The 19,609-nt window shown below is 54.6% G+C and carries 12 protein-coding genes; 8 read left to right on the top strand and 4 right to left on the bottom strand.

Going from position 1 to position 19,609, the window contains the following annotated elements; genetic code table 11:
* Positions 1–46: 46 nt before the first annotated feature.
* Together SH528x_RS03555 and SH528x_RS03550 are read right to left on the bottom strand one after the other, a co-directional pair.
* Positions 47–1,483: a DUF1501 domain-containing protein gene (locus SH528x_RS03555; RefSeq protein WP_442509160.1), complete on the bottom strand. Its 1,437-nt coding sequence runs from the start codon at positions 1,481–1,483 to the stop codon at positions 47–49.
* A complete protein-coding gene (locus SH528x_RS03550) occupies positions 1,473–3,908 on the bottom strand; it encodes a PSD1 and planctomycete cytochrome C domain-containing protein (RefSeq protein ID WP_442509159.1) in 2,436 nt (811 codons plus the stop codon). Before SH528x_RS03550 ends, SH528x_RS03555 begins: the two co-directional genes overlap by 11 nt.
* Before the next feature lie 697 nt (positions 3,909–4,605).
* Between SH528x_RS03550 and SH528x_RS03545 the strand changes: the two genes are divergently transcribed.
* A complete protein-coding gene (locus tag SH528x_RS03545) occupies positions 4,606–6,327 on the top strand; it encodes an outer membrane protein assembly factor BamB family protein (RefSeq protein WP_442509158.1) in 1,722 nt (573 codons plus the stop codon).
* 20 nt (positions 6,328–6,347) lie between these two features.
* On the opposite strand, the gene SH528x_RS03540 is transcribed toward SH528x_RS03545, so the two are convergent.
* Together SH528x_RS03540 and SH528x_RS03535 are read right to left on the bottom strand one after the other, a co-directional pair.
* Positions 6,348–6,725, bottom strand: a complete 378-nt coding sequence (locus SH528x_RS03540) for a DUF971 domain-containing protein (RefSeq protein WP_442509157.1) — start codon at positions 6,723–6,725, stop codon at positions 6,348–6,350.
* A 12-nt stretch (positions 6,726–6,737) separates the two neighbouring features.
* Complete coding sequence (locus tag SH528x_RS03535; RefSeq protein ID WP_442509156.1) at positions 6,738–8,024, bottom strand: phenylacetate--CoA ligase family protein; 1,287 nt, start codon at positions 8,022–8,024, stop codon at positions 6,738–6,740.
* A 506-nt stretch (positions 8,025–8,530) separates the two neighbouring features.
* Here SH528x_RS03535 and SH528x_RS03530 point away from each other — a divergent pair.
* From SH528x_RS03530 to SH528x_RS03500, 7 genes are all read left to right on the top strand, one after another.
* Entirely contained in the window at positions 8,531–9,772 is a 1,242-nt protein-coding gene (locus SH528x_RS03530) for a DUF1559 family PulG-like putative transporter (protein ID WP_442509155.1), read from the top strand.
* Positions 9,773–10,089: 317 nt separating this feature from the next.
* Entirely contained in the window at positions 10,090–11,352 is a 1,263-nt protein-coding gene (locus SH528x_RS03525) for a DUF1559 family PulG-like putative transporter (RefSeq protein WP_442509154.1), read from the top strand.
* A gap of 137 nt (positions 11,353–11,489) precedes the next feature.
* Entirely contained in the window at positions 11,490–12,710 is a 1,221-nt protein-coding gene (locus tag SH528x_RS03520; RefSeq protein ID WP_442509153.1) for a DUF1573 domain-containing protein, read from the top strand.
* Between the two features lie 465 nt (positions 12,711–13,175).
* Positions 13,176–14,591 carry a tRNA (N6-isopentenyl adenosine(37)-C2)-methylthiotransferase MiaB gene (miaB, locus tag SH528x_RS03515; protein ID WP_442509152.1) on the top strand — a complete coding sequence of 472 codons (1,416 nt, stop codon included), beginning with the start codon at positions 13,176–13,178 and terminating at the stop codon, positions 14,589–14,591.
* 70 nt (positions 14,592–14,661) lie between these two features.
* Entirely contained in the window at positions 14,662–15,906 is a 1,245-nt protein-coding gene (locus SH528x_RS03510) for a M16 family metallopeptidase (RefSeq protein ID WP_442509151.1), read from the top strand.
* Between the two features lie 56 nt (positions 15,907–15,962).
* A complete protein-coding gene (locus tag SH528x_RS03505) occupies positions 15,963–17,213 on the top strand; it encodes a M16 family metallopeptidase (RefSeq protein ID WP_442509150.1) in 1,251 nt (416 codons plus the stop codon).
* Between the two features lie 333 nt (positions 17,214–17,546).
* The gene (locus tag SH528x_RS03500) at positions 17,547–19,559 is read left to right on the top strand and encodes a hypothetical protein (protein WP_442509149.1); all 2,013 of its coding nucleotides are present in this window, start codon (positions 17,547–17,549) and stop codon (positions 19,557–19,559) included.
* The last annotated feature ends 50 nt before the right edge of the window (positions 19,560–19,609 follow it).

Raw genomic sequence — 19,609 nt, 5'->3', positions numbered from 1 at the left:
AAAGTCGAGGCACGCTCACCTATACATCACGCAAGCGTGTTGTCTATTACGCAAACAACTCCGAGATGACGGTGCCTTCGACGTCGGTCAAGCGGAAATCGCGGCCGCCATAACGGTAGGTCAACCGCTGGTGATCGATCCCCAGCAGATGCAACAACGTTGCATGGAAGTCGTGAATGTGAACCTTCTGCTCCGCAGCATAAAAGCCAAACTCATCCGATTGGCCGTAGCTGAACCCTCGCTTCACTCCGCCGCCAGCCATCCAGTAGGTAAACGCATGCGGGTTGTGGTCGCGACCATTGTTGCCTTGCGCCGTCGGCGTTCGCCCAAACTCGGCGCCCCAAATCACCAACGTGTCTTCAAGCAATCCACGTTGTTTCAGATCGGCGAGAAGGGCAGCGATCGGTTGGTCCACCTCGCCCGCCAATTCGGTATGTTTCTCTTTCAGATGACTGTGTTGATCCCAGTAGTTATGCGTGACTTGGACAAACCGCACCCCGGATTCCGACAAACGGCGGGCCAATAAACATTGACGCCCAAAATTGTCAGTCGGGCCGCCATTGATCCCGTACTCGGCAAACGTGGTTGCGGTTTCTTTGGAAAGATCCATCAGCGAGGGCGTTTCCATCTGCATCCGAAAAGCAAGCTCGAACGATTCCAACCTCGCCGCCAACTGAGCATCCAATCCCGTAGCACCCGCATTGGCAGCGTCGAGCTTGTGCAGCAATTCGAGCTGCAACTGTTGTAGCTTTGGCGTGGTCGCAGTGGCGCTGGCGAGATTTTCGATCCTTGCGTTCTTCATCGGGGCACGAGTCGATCCGATTCGAGTGGCTTGATGGATCGGCGGCAAAAAGGCCGAACCAAAGTTCCGCACCCCACCATGTCCCAAGGTCGGATTGATCGTGATAAAGCTTGGCAAGTTCTCGTTTTCCGAGCCCAGTCCGTAGCTAATCCACGATCCCATACTGGGTCGAACAAAGGTGTCCGAACCGGTATGCACCTTCAACATCGCTCCGCCATGGGCTTCGTTGGATCCATGCATTGATTTGATAAACGTCAAATCATCAACATGTTTTGCAACATGGGGAAACAGATCACTGACCCACGCACCGGATTGCCCGTACTGTCGAAACTTCCAAGGACTTTTGAGCAAGTTGCCTGTTTTTGCGAACTGGATCCGCGGTTTATCAAACGGCAGCGGCTTGCCATCATGTTTGCCCAGCTGTGGTTTGTAATCAAACGTGTCGACATGCGACGGGCCGCCGTGCATGAACAAGAAAATAACTCGCTTTGCTCGCGGTGCAAAATGCGGCAACGTCGCAGCTGAATCCTCGAGTGAGGTGGCAGCGGTGACCGACTTGCCAGCCATCAAATCGGCCATGGCAATGCCGCCCAAGCCGATCGATCCCTTGATCCAGTCGCGGCGGTGCAACCAAGATCCATTTCGATAGCACGAGTCACAGTGATTGGATTCAATCGACATAGCTAAATAAACTCCCTGCGATTAATGTGCGGCACAGTCCCGACCAAGCTTGCTGAGGACTCGCCCCATCGGGAAGTCGCTGAGCAGCATCCGCAATAAATTCCTGACAAAGAGCGATATCGGCCTCGGTGGGCGGACGGCCATACAACTTCATCCACAAATGAGTGATTCGGTCCTCATCGTCTTCGTGGTCCAACATCGATGCACTCAGCCGCTCGGCTTGCTGATGGACAAGGTTGCTGTTGAGCAAGAACAGGGCCTGATTAGGCACCGTGGTAACGGGACGCTGTTCGATATGGTTGGCGGTTTCGACATAATCAAAGGTTGAAAACAGATCCAGCAGCGCCGCTCGATTGATCAGCAAATAAACCGAACGTCGCGGGGCATCCGCATCTAGCGGGCTACCCCCAAACGTGCGGTCCAACGAGTCGCCAGCGATGTGAATCGCATCACGCAGAGGCTCGATCTCAAGTCGTCTGCGATTCTGGTGCGAGAGGTACTCGTTTTCGGGGTCATCTTCAGAATAGTCAGCAAGGTCGCTTCGCATTTGGTAGGTACTGCTGAGCATGATCATGCGATGCATTCGCTTTAGCGACCAACCATCATCAATCAATCGTCGCGATAACCAATCCAACAAGTCTTGATGGAGCGGAGCTTCACTCTGCAAACCAAAATTCGAAGGTGCCCCCATCAAAGGCTGACCGAAATGCCACATCCACAATCGATTGGCCATCACACGTCCGGTCAGCGGATGATCGTCCGAGGTCAACCAGCGAGCTAAATTCAGACGCCCGCTTTCGTTGTCAGCAATCGTGTCCAACCCGGCTACGCTTTGCAGCCGCTGGGGCACGCCACGGGGCACCGGGGCATCGCCTTTGCTAAGATGGTTGCCACGGATATGCACCGCCAACGTCGTCGGACTTCCCTCTTCGACCGCCATCGCGACGTCATACGCGGGCATCGCTTTTTCAACGTCGGCTAACGTTTTTTTAGCTTCAGCGAGTTGTTTCTTTGTGGTTTCGGGGTATTGGTCTTCGGGTTTGGCTGGCAGCGTCTCCGTACCCAATTTTGCCAATACAGCCGCGTTGGCGTCGGCCACGATTCTCTCGACCACCGCTCGGATGAGGTCAATCTTCTTTTGGTGTTCGCTGCGCCGCTCATCGATCTGTTTCGACGGCAGATCTCGCTCCATCCATTTCGAAACAAAGTCTTCATGCAGCATCGACCGAGTGCTTGAGAAGATGCCTGCCAACGCGTAGTAGTCTTCCGTTGAGATCGGATCAAATTTATGGTCATGACATCGAGCACACGCGACCGTCATCCCCAACATGGTGCGAGTGACGGTATCGATTTGCTCGTCGACAATGTCGATCCTCATTTTTTCTTTGTCTTGTTCGGCCAGCATTTTGGGACCGATCACCAGCATTCCCGTTGCAGTGATCCGCTCACGATTGATTTGTTCATCGTCCGTGGGCAACAAGTCACCAGCAAGTTGATGGATGATAAATTCGTCGAGTGGCTGATCTTCATTGAGCCTGTCGAAGACCCAATCGCGATAACGCCAAGCATGAGGCATCTTGTGATTTTCATCTGCGCCGTTGGTGTCCGCATAGCGAACAAGGTCCAACCAGTGCCGCCCCCAACGCTGGCCGTAGTGAGGCGACGCGAGTAAACGGTCCACCACCCGCTGGAAACTTTGCGGCGAGTCGTCGGCAAGGAACGCATCGATTTCACTCTGGCTCGGTGGCAATCCGATCAGATCAAATGTCGCACGTCTTAGCAGCGTGTGCTTGTCGGCCTTGGCTGCCGGACGCCAACCCTTGTCATTGAGTTTCGCCAGCACAAAGGCGTCGATCGGATTACGAACCCAATCTCGATCGTCATGATTGATTTCCCCCTGCGGCACCTCGGGTGCAACCACGCTTTGAAACGCCCAATGATCGCGAGCGGCAACGGGATCGATTCCAGGACGCGGAGCAACCGCGGCCTGCGCGCGAGGATCAACTGCTCCTCTTTCGATCCAAGTGACAAAATCGTCAATGACCGATTGCGGCAACTTCTGCTTGGGCGGCATTTCAAAGTCATCGTATTGGATCGCCGAAATCAACAGACTTTCCGAAACGTTCCCCGGTACAACGGCGGGACCGCTATCGCCCCCCATGTGGGTCGCCTCGCGACTGTCCAACAACAATCCGCCCTGGACAATCGTTGAGTCGCTTGAATGACACGAATAACAATGCTCGTCGAGCACCGGGCGAATCCGACTTTCAAAGAAGTCGATCTCGGATTGCGACACTGATTCGGCAGGCTCTGTCGCGGTAGCAGATCGCTGTTGAACGAGCAGACAAGTCAGCACGAAGCAAATCAGCCAGACCGTCGTACAACCGACAAGCAGCGGTTTCGGTACACCCATAAAAATCGGCATGGGAATTGGCAGTGGTGAGGCGGGGAAAGATTGGGCAGGACACTTATTGTAAACCGTCTGACGGCACAGCGCAACGTTGCCTTACCACGATATCCTACCGACTCAACAGCATCACACTGCAAACCTCCGTCTACGTTTTCAGGCATGAAGCCGGAAACGCCAGCCACCGCCAGCGTTAACTAGCTTCGCTTGTCGGAAGAACGTAAACGCTGGTATGAGCGGAGCCATCGTCGATGGCTCGCCAGATTTTTAAAAATTTATTAACGAGGCTCTTGGCACCTTCATCTGATAAAAATACGCAACAAAGTAAAATATCCATCCATTAACCCAGTCCGGGTGGTGCAAAAACGGCCCACTGGCCTTTGTTGACTTGAAATCAGCATTTCCCCCCACTCTACTGGCGAATGTGACAAAACAGTTCCTATTTACGAAAGGAGCAAAAAAAATGGCCAATTTTGATAAACAGTGCCCGCGATGCAAAAGCATGATGTTTCGTGTCCCTCGCCATTGGCTGGAACGCGTTTTTTGTTCTGCGGCCTACCGCTGTAATCGATGTCGAAAACGACGTAGGCTTGCAATCATGATTCGAACGCTTCTTTAGCTCCATACGCTGCAATCGCAGCGAGCAGTATAATGGACGGGAATTCTCGACTTGCCACTTGTTGCGAGTCATCCTTCCCGAGATCGAGACTCTTCCTTGACCGATTCGAATCAAGATGGCGCACCCATTCCGACCGATGACGATGGTCGTCAAGACGACAATACTGCCCAGCACTCTCCCTTAGCAGCTCACCGCGAACCTAATTTTCCGTTGCGGATTGTGGTGGTAGCAATCACTGCGGGCATCGTCGTTTTCTTGCTGCAGCAATTCGTTTCCCAGCGAGATCACCAGAACGCCAATCTGTTCTCGTTTGGCGTGATCGCGATAGCGCTGCTGACGATACTAATCCAGATTTTCCGTCTTGCTCGATACCATGGCTACCTGCTGCTTGTCCCAATCGTGGTTATTGGATTGACAGTCATGCTCGCCACTCTTTTTCGATTTGAGGGTTTTAGTGGCGAAATGGTTCCTGATTTCAAACCGAGATTCTGGAGCGTTAATCAACCCGAACGTATTCCGATCACAGCAGGATCCACCGATTCCATCACGCCGCTCGATCCGTCTGAAAAGACGATTGCCGCCGAAGCCTCAACTGGTTTTCTAGGAAACTCGCGAAATGGCTTTATTTCAAAGCGTCAATTCTCGGTTCCTGGCGATGCATCGGAGGTCGAGTTACTGTGGAAACAAGGAATTGGCGAAGGATGGTCGGGCGTTGCTGTTACCGGTGACCGAGCCTTCACCCTGGAACAACGCGACAAGATCGAATCATTGACATGTTACCGGCTTGGCGATGGTGCGTTGCTGTGGGCAGTCAGCCATGAAGCGAGACACGAACATCCACTGGGAGGAATCGGCCCAAGATCAACTCCGACGATCATGGGCGAGCGAGTGTATGCCCTCGGAGCCACAGGTAAACTTTGGTGCATCGACATCAAATCAGGTGAAGAGGTCTGGAGCGACGACTTGCTGAAACTTGCCGGATGGAACCAAGCTCAGTCCGAAACGGCGATCGCATGGGGACGTGCAGCTTCGCCATTGCTGGTTGACGGCTTGTGCGTCGTACCCTTTGGCGGGCCAAGCGATCCTGCGATTCCACCGTCCGATTTGGCCAAAGCGGGCCGGGGATTGATCGCGTTTGACGCCGCCAGCGGCGAAATTCGCTGGACCGCCGGTGAGGACCAAATCAGTTACGCTTCGCCCATGCTAATGACCTTGGCGGGAGAACGCCAAATTGTGATTGTCAACGAAAGCACGGTTAGCGGACATCGCATCGAGGATGGAAGGAGCTTGTGGTCGTTCGAGTGGCCTGGGCAAAGTAATGCGGCGGCGAATTGCTCGTCGGTGGTCCTAGCGGGTGAAAACCGATTGCTGGTCGGCAAAGGCTATGGTGGTGGAAGCGCTCTCGTCGAAGTCACAGCCGATGCGGATGGAGAACTCGCGGCAAAGTCGGTTTGGCAATCAGGCCGTGTATTAAAAACCAAATTTACCGACACGGTTGCCATCGGCGACACCGCTTACGCACTAAGCAATGGATCACTCGAGGCGGTGGCGATTGCAGACGGAGAACAGCGGTGGCAACAACCTCGACGCGAACGTTCGGGGCAGGGCCAAATTCTGGTTGTAGAGGATACGATCGTGGTCCAGGATGAAGCAGGCGACGTACTGTTTGTCAAATTGGACGAAGAGCAGTATCAACTCGAACTTCGCTTGCCTGCCCTCAACTCAAAAACATGGAATGTGCCAACCATCGCAGGCCGGCATCTGATCGTGCGAAACGATCGCGAAGTCATCTGTTTTCTGCTGCCTGACCGAGAGTAGTGGGAGCGAATACCATCGAACTATTCGGCCGGGCTGGCCAGCATTTTCATTGGGAAGATGCCGGAGGAATGACCATCGGAAAATGCGATGCTGTAGGCATACGAGCCCACTGGCCGCATTGATTCGATCCGCAGCGGCCGAGCCTCTTCGGCACTGAGCACTGGCAGGCTAAGTGATTTCGGCGACGCCTGCTTTTTCTCGGCCTGCTTTTCCTGTTCGCCGCGTTTCTTTTCGCGACAGGTTGCGCAGGGGCAGGCAGCCCGTAATTGAGCCACGGTCCAGCGAGTGCTCGTACCGTTATTCCATTGAATTTCGATCGCCGTTTCGCCTTCGCGGGCAATCGAAACGGGCGTGAGATCGGATTCGTTTGACGCAGATTTGTTTTCGGAGGTATTCATCGTGCTCACGGTTTAACCTTGGCTAGACCTTTGGTCAACGAGACGACGCGATTTGGCTTCGAATCGGGGCAGGGATTCTTCGGCGACCGCAACCGCTTCGACCCGCAGCGCGAGTCGATCACGCAGCAGGTGTGCGACATGTGCCGCCTGCTCCGCCGTCCCTTCCAACTCGATGCGAATCTGGTCCATTTCATCGATTTGCTCGACAATGATTCGATATTCGCTCGACTCGCTCGTCTCGCGAATAATCGACTCAATACTGCTAGGAAAAATATTCACTCCGCGAACGACGATCATGTCATCCGCACGACCCATCACGCCTCCTTCGAGCCATAGGAACGAAGACGGCTGATCATGTTTGCGAAAGGCTCGCACCATGTCACCGGTACGATAGCGAATCGCCGGACCTCCGTAACGCCCCAGATTGGTCAGCACCAATTCGCCTATCTCACCCTCGACGACTTCGCTGCCGCCAGGATCGTCGCCGCTGAAATCGAGCACTTCCGCAATAAATTCCGACTCGATGACATGCAGCCCGCGTCCATCGGGACTACCAAATCCCCAAGCCCCAAGCTCACTCGCCCCGGCATGATCGATCAATCTGGCCCCCCATGCCTGTTCAATTCGATTCCGGACCGCAGGCAACGACCCGCCGGGTTCCCCCGCCACAATGATCCGCGAAACACTGTTTTTTGTCAGATCCAGCCCCAGCGATTTTGCGGTCGAGACCAAATGCAACGCGTAGGTAGGCGTACAGCACAGCACGGTACAACCGTGCTCTTGGATCATCGTCAAACGTGACTCGCTGGACATCCCGCCGAGCGGGACGCAGGTTGCCCCGCGATCAATCATGGCGTCATTGGCGGTCCAAAATCCAATGAAGGGACCAAACGAAAACGCCATCATGGCAATATCGTTCTCCGTCACCTGTGCCACGTCCAACACGTAGTGCCAACAACGAATCCACCATCTCCAATCGTCCTGGGTATCCAGCACCGGCAACGGCCACCCTCGAGTACCGCTGGTTTGATGCATGCGGGTGTAATGCGACATCGGCAAATCAAACATGCCTGCCGGTTTGGGTTGCGACGCGGGAACCAAGTCAGCCTTGGTCAACAGCGGGATTTGCCGAAGTTGCTCGAGCGACGTCAGGGGCAATCTCAGCCCACGCAGCCGATCCGCATAAAACGGACGCTTCTGAGCCACCATCAACAATGCGTTCAGTCGATCAAGCTGTCGTTTGCGAAGTCGAGCGTGGGATCCGTTTGCTGGAAAATGCTCAAAGTTGCTGTCACGCATCCAAAATACCGTCTCATTTGCGAGTAAATCGTGGTCTGCAATTATGAAGTGTCCGTTAACGCACTCGATCCGTCCGACACATTCGGGAACACGAACTTGTTCGATCCGCGACTTCCTAACGGAACCCTCACTGCCGCTACGCCCCAACGGCGGTGCTCTCACAGACATCTGTAGGCAAAATGCGAAGCCCGTGTCTCCCCCCGCCCCCCGACATCTCATTAAGACTCGATGAAGGGTTTGTGAGTAACTCAGATTGCCATTTCCAAGCAGCATCTGACCGCTTTAAATGCTCCGCAATGTTGACGCCGCGACGTTAACTCGGACGTGGATTCCTGGCCGCAACGGCTGTCATCACTGACACCCGAACACTGCCGAGCGAAAGCGACGTTCGAATTTTACATCAATCTTATCACTGCCATCACCTTGCTTTCATCTTCTGGAATTTGAATACGCAGGAATGTTTGGACTTCATCGTCTACCCAACAAAAAATCACTTGAGAAAAGTCATGTTGTCTAACCGAGCGGACACCTCAGGCTCGACAAAGCGAGCGTCCACGGCGTTCACGCTGGTCGAAATGCTGGTCGTGATTTCGATCATCGGGGTACTCGCGACCCTGATGTTGCCCGCGATCAATCGAGCTCGAGCTGCCGCACGGGGAACTCAGTGCCAAAGCAACCTAAAGCAATTCGGTGTCGGATTGACCTCACGAACCGTCACCGCCCCCGATTCAACCTTTTGCTCAGGCGATTTCAATTATGAACGCGATGGCGTTCCCACCGAGTTTGGATGGGTTGCCGATCTCGTGGATCGCGGCGTGTTAGTCAGTGAGATGCGATGCCCCGGCAATCCCGCAATGGCATCGACTGCGATCCAGCAACTGTTGACGATGGACATTAGCGAAATCAATTTGTCGCAATATGCAGGTTGCACCCCCTGCGTCGACTGTCTCGAGAGTCGTCGACTCGGCAGCGAGCCCTTCGAAGACGCGATGGGCGATCGAGTGATGAATATCGCTCGCGAGATTGACGAAAAATCAGTAAACGACCTCGCCGGCCGGGCAAGCCTAGTTGATCGACGCTTAATCCAAAAAGGATACAACACCAATTACGCAGGCACTTGGTTACTGTTTCGAACCGAGTTCAGCTTTGACGTACACGGCAACGCCACCGCAATCGAAACGGCATGCAGTGACGCTATCGCATCGGCAAGCAACGAGTTCAAGCAGCTAATGAACGACACGCGTGGTCGCTACAAGACACGCGGCCCACTTTCCACCAATCGAGTCGATTCGGGCAAAGCGCCTGCCAGCACAATTCCGCTGCTGTGCGATGCAGCAGCGATCGGTTTCCTGGAAACCGGTGTGGGTGAAACAATCCCCGACAGTGCACTCTACGCCACCTCAATGGTTGGACAACCGGTCGCTATCAACAACGGCTCGGATTGGAGCTTACTCGAAGTCCCCACGCTTCCGTCGGGCACACCACGTGAAGGCGTTTCAGGTTGGCTGCGTGTTTGGAACCACAAAACGCGACAAGACTACCGCGGCATGGCTCCGCTGCACCTAGGTGTCGCCTATGTCTTGATGGCCGACGGATCGATTCGTGCGATCCAAGACAAAAACGGCGACGGCTACATCAACAACGGCTTTCCTCAACATCCCGATTACTGGACCAGCAGCGATGTCGAAGCACCCGAAATCATGCTGTCCAGCTACTACTCGCTGAATTCCAAAGGCAGCGAGAACTAATCCGTTTTTACTTACCGTGACTCAGTTTTAACATCGAAGGAGGGGGGGCTGGCAGAAACGCAATACCGACGCACCCGGTGGCTTGGTGGAGACGAAATCCATCAATCGAACGCAGTGCATTTTTTAAGCAAGTAACTAACAAGTAACCAAAGAGCGGAGCGAGTGGCGTTAATCGTCAATGTCTTGGTTCGTGACAACCAAAACAGCAGCCTCCTTTTCACAGGAAGCTGACGACAACGCCACAACACTCCACCTACTCATCCCCATTCTGGGCTGCTTCTGCGAAGTGGGTCCAGAGTAAACAAGGAACTTTACGAATGAAAATGTCGAAAAAAGGCTTCACTCTTATCGAAATGCTGGTTGTCATTTCGATCATCGCGATCCTGGCGGCACTCGCGCTTCCCGCACTCGCCAAAGCACGTGAAGCGGCTCGCCGCAGCACTTGCTCGAACAACCTTCGCCAATTTGGCATCGGTCTTCTGACCTACGCTGAACGCGACCAAGTCGGCCGCTTGTGCACCGGCGCGAGCGATTATCGCCGCGACGGATGCATGGACACCTACGGCTGGGTCGCTGACCTCGTCAATTCCGGTGCCGCACTTCCATCGGACATGCTTTGCCCAAGTAACGGCGGCAAAGGCTCGGAAAAACTCAATGACTTGGTAGGGACCGACACCACCAACGGCAAGGGCACCACCGCATCTCGTCTGAACAAAGGCTCTTGCCGCCAAATTTTTGGTGCAACTCCTGCCTTGGCAGCCAACTCGGCTGAACGTGCTCAACACATTGGAACCCAGTTCCTCGAAAAAGGTTACAACACCAACTACTCGGCTGGTTATCACCTTGTCCGCAACGCTCCGCTGACATCAGGTACCGGAGCAGGCATCGTGTTGAGCACTCGCTCGGCCAACCAAACCGACTTCAAACAACGCGAAGGCACTTACGGTCCGATCCAATTGTCGATTATTGACGGCAGCCGAATCCCATCGTCGAGCATCGCTCTGCTTGGTGACGCTGGCCCTGGCGACATCGACGAAGCGGTTTTGACGGTTTCGATTACCGACAGCAACGGCGAAGAATTATTGCCTCAAGGCATGCTGTTGACCGAAGCGTTCAACGACGGCCCTGCCTACGTTAACTCTTCGGATTCGATTTCGTTGGCAAAGCAATCCGCTGCTGGCGACGCTTCGCTTCCTATCGCTGCTCAAATGCGATGCGAAAAAGGCAATGCAACGATCGCAGCTTGCTTTGACTTTGACAGCACCGCAACCGGTGCAACGAACAAAGGACCTACCGGAAAAGGTGGCAACAACCTTTACCTTCAAGACACCCGCGACTGGTTGGCTCTACACGGTGGCATCGCCAACATCTTGATGGCAGACGGTTCGGTTAAACAGTTCTACGATGGTCGCAACGGCGACGGTTACTTGAACCCAGGCTTCCAATTCGCCAATGGAGTTGCTTCCGATTCTCAAATCAGTGGCTACGCCGACAGCGAAGTGGAATTGATGCCGAACGAAATGTTCAACGGTTTGTTCATCGATGCTGCCACACTGAAGGGCACCTTCGAAAGCAACTAATTCGGTTGCTTCTGAAAACAATTCGACCGAACCGCGTTTGGTCGGAATAGACACGACGGGGATGAGTGATGGTGAATCACCAGACCTCATCCCCGTTCTTTCATGCACAAGATTGCTTTTGACAACGGATCCTCTCCATGCTTTCTTTCCGCTCGACTGGTCTTCGCATTCTGCTTGGCAACTTGGCACTTGTGAGCGTCTTTGGTCTTGCCATCGTGCTTGGTTCGGTAACAACGTACAAACCGTACGGCGTCCCGGATCATCGCCGCGCTGAATATGACGCGATCCTGGCGAAGCTTGCTGCCGAGGCCAAGGAGATTGCAGAAGCGAAAAAGAGCAAGAACCCAGTCGCCAAGGTCGAGCAAACGGAATTTGATTTTGGATTGCTCGATCCCGGAACCCAAGGAGCAACTCACGACTTCGTCATTTATAACGACGGACAAGACGAACTCTTACTGACCTCCGCAGGCAGCAGTTGCAAATGCACCGTTGCCAAAATCGAAGACCGCATTGTTCCCCCCGGCGAATCCCGCCCCGTCACCTTGGTCTGGAATGTCGGCGAAGATGTCAGCGACCAATATGAGCAGGTCGCGATCATTGAAACCAATGACCCTCGAAAACCGAGCATCGAATTCACCGTGCGAGGAAAAGTGCGATCGGCATGGGCCGTTAACTCCGACACGCTCATCCACCTCAAAGGCAGCGCCGACAAACCCATCGAAGCCTCGTGCGTGCTGTACAGCCAGGTGTTTGATGACTTTGTCATTCTGGAAACCGAAACATCCAGCGGAGCGATCGAGGTTGCGACTGAACCGCTTCAGCCGCTCGATCTGCATTCGCTGCAAGGACGATGCGGTTACAAGGTGAATGTGAAATATCGTTCGCCCACCAATCGCACGGGGGCCTTCCAAGAGAACATTCGCGTTTGTGTGCTCGATACCAAGACGACGCAAACCGAGTGGATCGATCTGCCGGTCAGTGGAACGATCGGTAAACCGTTGGTCTTTCACGGTCCTGAGCTTGATTCGCAAGGGCTGGACCTGGGTACCGTCGAAGTGGGCGACGCCAAAGAATGGTCCTTTTTCGTGAGGTTTCGCACTGAAACTGCGGTGACCGAAGCGACGGTGACCGATATTGCTCCGTTGGGTCTGACGGCGGTTCTCGAACCGCTCAAGCGAGTGAAGAACACGTTTCGTGTGACGATCAAGTTGACCGAGGATGCCAAACCGCACCGATTCTATTTTGACAAACAGGGCTACATCGAAGTCGCAAACAAGGCAAATCCCGAGCAGTGCGACTGGATGCCCCTTTCTGGCCAGATCATCACGCCGGCCGCAAAGGGTCTAGTGGGCCGCTAATTTCGGTCGTAGACCGTAGCGAAAGTCGCCGAGACTTTCCGACCCAAGCGAGTCCAGCTCGAAGCCCTTCGCGGATTTTGCTACCGGAAACTCCCTCCCCACCATTCTTTGCTGGGGCGGAATCCTGGCCTGATTGCCCGCCAGAGCCTAATTTCTCTGGCGATCGCCTCGATTTTCACTGCGAAACCCGTAAATTCGGCTTCGCAAGGGGCATCGGACTAGCGAAGATGCCTACCGCACGGGATGGACATGCGGGTATCTTAATGGCATGTTCGCAGAAATTAGCCAGATCCGCTTATCGCCACCCGTCGTGCTGTGGCTCGTGTTTTCGTTAATCGCGGCAATGCTATTATTTTCGGGGCTCCATCGTCGCCGGTCTCGGCTGACCGACGCCCTCCGATCCTTCGTGCAGCGCAGCCAAGACGCTGGCAGCAAAACCGAAAAAGAGAAATCAAAAAAGAAGACATGAGCAAAGTTTTTATCCACACCGTTGGCTGTCAGATGAACGTGCTTGACAGCGAGATGGTTATCGCCGACCTGAAGCGACACGGTTATACCGTCGTGGATTCGCCCTTGGATGCCGATTGCGTGCTGTACAACACTTGCAGCGTTCGCGAGCTTGCCGAGGACAAGATTTACAGTGCCTTAGGCAAAATCCGTGCTGCCAAGGAAGCCGACCCTAGCAAAATGATCGGGGTGATGGGATGCATGGCGCAGAAGGACCAGGAGATAATCTTCAAACGTGCTCCGTATGTCGATATGGTCGTTGGCCCCGGACAATTGCACACGATTCCTGAGTTATTGCAGCGAATTGGTCGCGGCGAAGGGCGACAGCTCGCTGTTTCCCTATCGCGGACCGATGGATCGCAAGCGACGATCGCGCGAAGCCATGAAACATTTGACCCGCTCCGCGATCCGACGATGCGGCCGACGCCGTTCCAGGCTTATCTGCGAATTCAAATCGGCTGCGACAAGTTTTGCACCTACTGTGTCGTGCCCAACACGCGGGGTCCCGAACAAGGACGACCACCCGCCCAAATCTTGTCCGAAGCTCGCATTTTAGCCGAACAAGGATGTCGCGAAATCACGCTGCTGGGCCAAACGGTCAATAGTTACCGCTATCGCGATGGCGATCAAACCACCGACATGTCTTCGCTGCTCGAAGAACTGCACGAGGTCGACGGGATCGATCGCATCAAATTTGTGACGAACTATCCCAAGGACATGACCGAGCGGTTGTTGACGACGGTGCGTGATTTGCCCAAATGCTCGCCTTACCTTCACGTTCCCGCACAAAGCGGTTCCGACGTGGTGCTGAAGCGAATGAAGCGTGGCTACACAATCGCCGACTACATGGAAATGTTCGAGCGAATCGAACGGATATTGCCCGAAGCCGCCGTCAGCAGCGATTTCATCGTGGGTTTCTGTGGCGAAACCGAAGAAGACTTTCAAAAATCGATCGCCTTGATTGAGCGTTGCCGATTCAAGAACAGCTTTATCTTCCAGTACAGCGTGCGCCCAGGAACGCAGGCTTTCAAACGACTCGAAGACGACATTCCGCACGACGTCAAAGTCCGCCGTAACAACGAGTTGCTTGCAGTCCAAGATGCGATCGCCAAAGAAGATAACTTGAAATTGGTGGGCAGCGTCGTCGAGGTGCTGGTGGAAGGTCCGAGCAAGAAGGCGGCGAAAGCGGACCCCGAGGCGAATGTCGTGCAAATGGTCGGCCGTACGCCGTGTGACCGAATCGTTGTTTTCGACGGCAATCGTCGCCAAGCGGGCCAATTCATGAAGATCGCGATCGACGACGCACTTGTCCACACGTTGATTGGTCGAGTACAAACGGTCGATGTCGTTTCGATCGATCTCGCCCGAACCTAAACTACCTTTCCGGCTCAGCTGATCCGACGCTCTATCTGAAACTCACCTCGAAGGGATTGCCCTGAATACGTTGTCTACCTCGACCGAATCCATCCATATCGAAAAACTTGATAACGGGATGGCGGTCCTTGTTCAATCCATGCCATGGCTGCGAACCGCAGCGTTTTCGTTATCGTTGCGAGGCGGCGTCAACGCCGAAGCGGATGACGAAGCCGGACTCGCGTCGATGGTTTGCGAGATGGTCCAGCGCGGCGCGGGAAATTACAGCAGCCGCGATCTGGTCGCGGTCCAAGACAATCTTGGGATGGATCGTTCGTCCGGCGTTTCGACCTCGGCCGTTTCGTACGGCGGATCGATGCCCGCGGATTCGCTACAGGCCGCACTCGAGCTGTATGCCCACATCGTGCGTCGCCCCCACTTGCCCGCCGATCAGCTCGACGATGCCAAGTTGATGGCGATGCAGGAACTGCGAGCGATCGAAGACGAACCGACCCAGCGAGTGATGATTCGGTTGCGTGAGATGCAATACGGAAAACGACTCGGTCGCAACAGCCACGGCACGCAGACCAGTTTGGCAAAGATCACACCGGATCATGTTCGCGAGTTCTACACATCGCATTATCACGCAGGCGGTGCGATCTTGGCGGTCGCAGGCAAGTTGGATATCGATGAAGTCGTGGGCTGGGCTAAACAGAATTTTGGCGACTGGAAGTCGGGCGAGATCGCTACGCTGGCGAAGTTTGAAGGCACCGCTGGTCAAGAGCATATCGATTCTCCCTCAAGTCAAACGCACATCGGTTTTTCCTTTAACGGAATTCCCTTTGGGCACGCCGACTACTTCAAACTGCGTGCGGCAATCGGGATTCTCAGCGACGGAATGAGCAGCCGCCTGTTTGATCGAGTGCGAGAACAACGTGGACTCTGCTACACGATCACCGCAGGCTGTCATTCACTCGAGCAGTTGGGGGCGGTGTTTGGCTACGCCGGAACCACACCAGAACGGGCCCAGCAAACCTTGGATGTGACGCTCGGCGAATTCAAAAAATTCACCGAGGACCTCCGCATCGATGAACTCGAGCGATGGAAGGTACGCATCCAAAGCAACTTGATCATGGAACAAGAATCGAGCGCATCACGTGCATCGTCGATCGCTTCGGATTACTTTCAACTCGGCCGCGTGCTAACCACGGCTGAACTGGAACAGATCATCGAGTCGTTGACGCTTGACGAGGTCAAATCCTATTGGTTGGACCATTCTCCGGGCGACTATCGAATCGTGACGCTCGGCCCCAAAAAGCTTTCCGCACCGCAATAATTTCCGGTCGCCGCTGTCAGCTCCTTCAACCCGCTTTCCTAAAGTTCAATTTCAATATGGCGCAGTTCCGACACCACACGCTTGCCAACGGCCTCCGCATTGCAGCGGAGATTGATAACCGCTGTTATTCTGCGGCAATAGGCTATTTTGTTCGCGCAGGTTCTCGCAACGAAACCGACATCGAATCGGGGTTAAGCCATTTCCTAGAACACATGATGTTCAAAGGGACGCAGAAGCGATCTGCCGCCGATGTGAATCGCGAACTCGACGAACTCGGTGGCCAAAGCAATGCCTACACGACCGAAGAGCAAACGGTTTACTACGCCACCGTGTTGCCAAAATTTCAAGACCGGATCATCGAACTGCTGACTGATATGCTCAGCCCGTCACTGGACGCCGGCGAGTTTGAAACCGAGCGACAAGTGATTTTGGAAGAGATCGCCAAGTACGAAGACCAGCCTCCGTTTGGCGCCTTCGAACGCGTCATGGAGCGTCACTTTAGCCCGCGAGGCCTCGGTCGCCGTGTGCTTGGAACGAGCGAGTCGATTGAATCGATGCGTGTCGAGACGATGCGTGACTATTTCAATCGCCGATACCGTGGCGAAAACATTGTGTTGGCTGCGACGGGCAACGTCGACTTCGATGCGTTGGTTGCTGCGGTCGAAGATCAAACCCGCGATTGGGCCGACCGCCCTAGCAAGCCCGAACCGCAAGCAGACGACCCGCAAACGCTGCCAGACGGGATTTTGTTGGACGCGGAACTCGACATCGAAGATGCCGCGCAAGCTTATTTCGTGCAGATGAGTCCAGGACCAAGCATGGCCAGCGAAGATCGCTACGCGGCACGCATCCTGGCCTCGATCGTGGGTGACGAAGGAGGCAGCCGGCTGTTCTGGGACTTGATCGATACCGGACGCGCCGAAGCAGCGACGGTGTGGCCCCAAGAATTCACCGACTGCGGCGCGTGGTTCGCCTACTTGGTTTGCGAGCCAAGCGAGATGGAGGCCAACCGCAAATGGATGGCCGATGTACTTCGCCGCACCGCCGAAGAAGGGGTCACAAGCGAGGAACTCGAGCAAGCCGTGAACAAGGCCACCGCAGCCTGTATCATGCAAAGCGAACGGCCTAGCAACCGGCTGTCCAGTGTCGGCAGCCGATGGCTGATCCGCAACGAGTACGCCAGCACCGACGATCTGCTGGAGCGGTTCCGCAAAGTGGACCAGCAAGCGGTCGCGGATGCAGCTAAAAAATATCTCTGCCAAGAGACGACCGACGTGTTGGCGACGGCCAGCGAAGCGGCGGTTTAGATCACGCTGGAATGATTTAAAAACCCGCAGCGTTTGCGAGGGAATCTCTCGCTCGAATCGGTCCCTCGCTGACGCTTCGGGTTTTGATTTACTGAAAAAAACGGCAATATCGCAATTTCAATGAACGGCAAAAAAAAACGCAGTTCCAATTGGAACTGCATTTTTGAGAATGACGATTGTCGAAAAATATGGAAAAGTGAATCGGGCGAAGTGAGGGGAATAATCGGTTGCCAGAGCAATTGCTCCATTGGGCATCCCACCTAAATAAACCCGATTGTTTCGACGTGGGTACGAATTTAGATCATTTTGGTTCGTTAGAAAAGAGCACTTTCCTTGAATTTTTCTGAAACGAACGACGTCCCAGCTCTGCTGAGGATCAGTCCACGACTCGCAGTCCTGCCGATCATCCATGGCAGCGGCCAATTTGCGTTAACGGTTCGCCGTTGGTTTTTGGAGTATTCGTTTGATTGTCTAGCGGTTCCGCTGCCGGAATCGTTCCGCGAAGCAGTCGAAGCGGGCGTGTTGGAACTGCCTCGTGCGTCGATTGTCCTGCAGCCTCCGAAACCCGATTTCGCCGCCAGCGAGTTTCGCTCGGAATGGTCTCAGGGCCCCTGGAATGAAAACGAGTCCGAAGCTTCGAATGAAGAGGATGAGGATCCTGAAACGCCGCCGACCAGCTATGTGCCGATCGATCCTTGCCAACCCGTGATTATGGCGATCCGAGCGGCGATGGGCGAACATCTGCCACGTGCCTACGTCGACCTGGAAACCGATCCGTTTTGCCCCTATTCCACCGTGATGCCAGATCCCTATGCGGTGCGACATGTGGCACCCGAGATTTTTGCCGCCGCACTGCTGCCCAGCATCGCTCGTCCGCCGGACCACCAAACCCGCAGCCGGATCGTGCACATGGCGATGCGACTTCGTGAATTGGAGACACGTCACGAGCGAACGCTGTTTGTGTGCAGCGTGCTGCATTGGCCATGGATTCGCGAAGCGTACAACCAACTGTCACCGTCGACTCAGCAAAGCTCGCGCAACGAGATGTCGGCCGATATCAGTTTACCCGAACATGATGTCGTGCAACCGGCCGAACGCTTTGCCGTAAAGGACCGCACGCTGATGTTCCTGTATGGCGAATTGCCCTTCATCACAGGACTGTATGAACGCGCGCGATCGGAACTAGAAAACGACGACAACATCCAAATTGATGGTGTCAAAGAATTGTTGATCGCGGCTCGTGATAGCTATCGCAAAGAACTCGGCAATCGTGCTCGCCGGGTCACACCGCTGCTGCTTTCGAAGTGCCTGCAATACATCCGTAACCTGTCGCTGATCCATCGCCGCATGACGCCCGACTTGGTCACGATTGTGACGGCGGCAAAACAAATCCTTGGTGATCAGTTTGCCTTGCACGTCGCCGAACTGGCCAACACCTACCAACACGGCAACCGGGAACCATCGCCACAGCAGGACGAAGGTGAACCGCTACCCGAGGTCACCTTGGGGATTGACCAAGCTCGCCTGCCTGACGGAGAAACGCATTCGCTGGTCAGCCGATTGCCAGGCCCGCCGCTGATGTGGCAAACCATTCAATTGCAGCGTCGGGCGACCAAGTTTGAGAAAGAACGGTGGAAATACAAATGGAATCCGTACAGCCATTGCAGCTATCCACCCGAAGATGCTCGCATCGAAAATTTCCGCACCCGCGTATTTGACCGTGCTCAGGCGATCATCGGCAACGACCTTGCCAAGACCGAAAAATTCACCACCAGCGTCAAAGACGGCATCGACATCCGTGACACACTGCGTCATTGGTACGAACGACAAATCTATGTGAAGGTTGTGCCGCCGAGCCGCGGCGTGCTCGACGCTTGTGTCATGCTGTTCGATTCGCCCGCTGATCCACGAAAGTACCCGTGGCGAACCACCTGGTTTGCCGAACACAGCGAAGAATCGACGCTCGCATTATTTGCTACCAATTACCAAGAAGAGATGGTGGGGCCTGGAATCGGACTGAGCATCTATGGTGGTGCCCTGTTCTTGTATCCGCCGGTCGTCATTCCCGATGTCTGGGTCGACCCTCGAGTCGACTACGCCGAGACACTCGAAGAACGTCTGATTGCCGCAGCTTGCTTGCATTCACGCGGACGCGAGATTGCTTTGCTATCACCGCTACCGCCTGGTTCTGGGTGGCAGCGATTGGCGCGGCGGCATCACAAACGGCTGGTGCATGTCCCGTTGAACTCCTTCAGCGACGAACAGGTCCAACAACTGCGGATGGTGCACGTGCTCAATGGCAGTGAAATACGCAGCTTTGCCGCTGATTTCATTCGTCACGTCTAAACGTCGAGCCCGACCTCACGGCAAAATTTCTCGGAAATCAAGGTCGACAG

The sequence above is a fragment of the Novipirellula methanifontis genome (assembly GCF_052161655.1).
Taxonomy (GTDB): Bacteria; Planctomycetota; Planctomycetia; order Pirellulales; family Pirellulaceae; genus Novipirellula.
The sequence above is the reverse complement of the archived record's forward strand: the minus strand, read 5'-3'. Positions and strand labels throughout refer to the sequence as shown.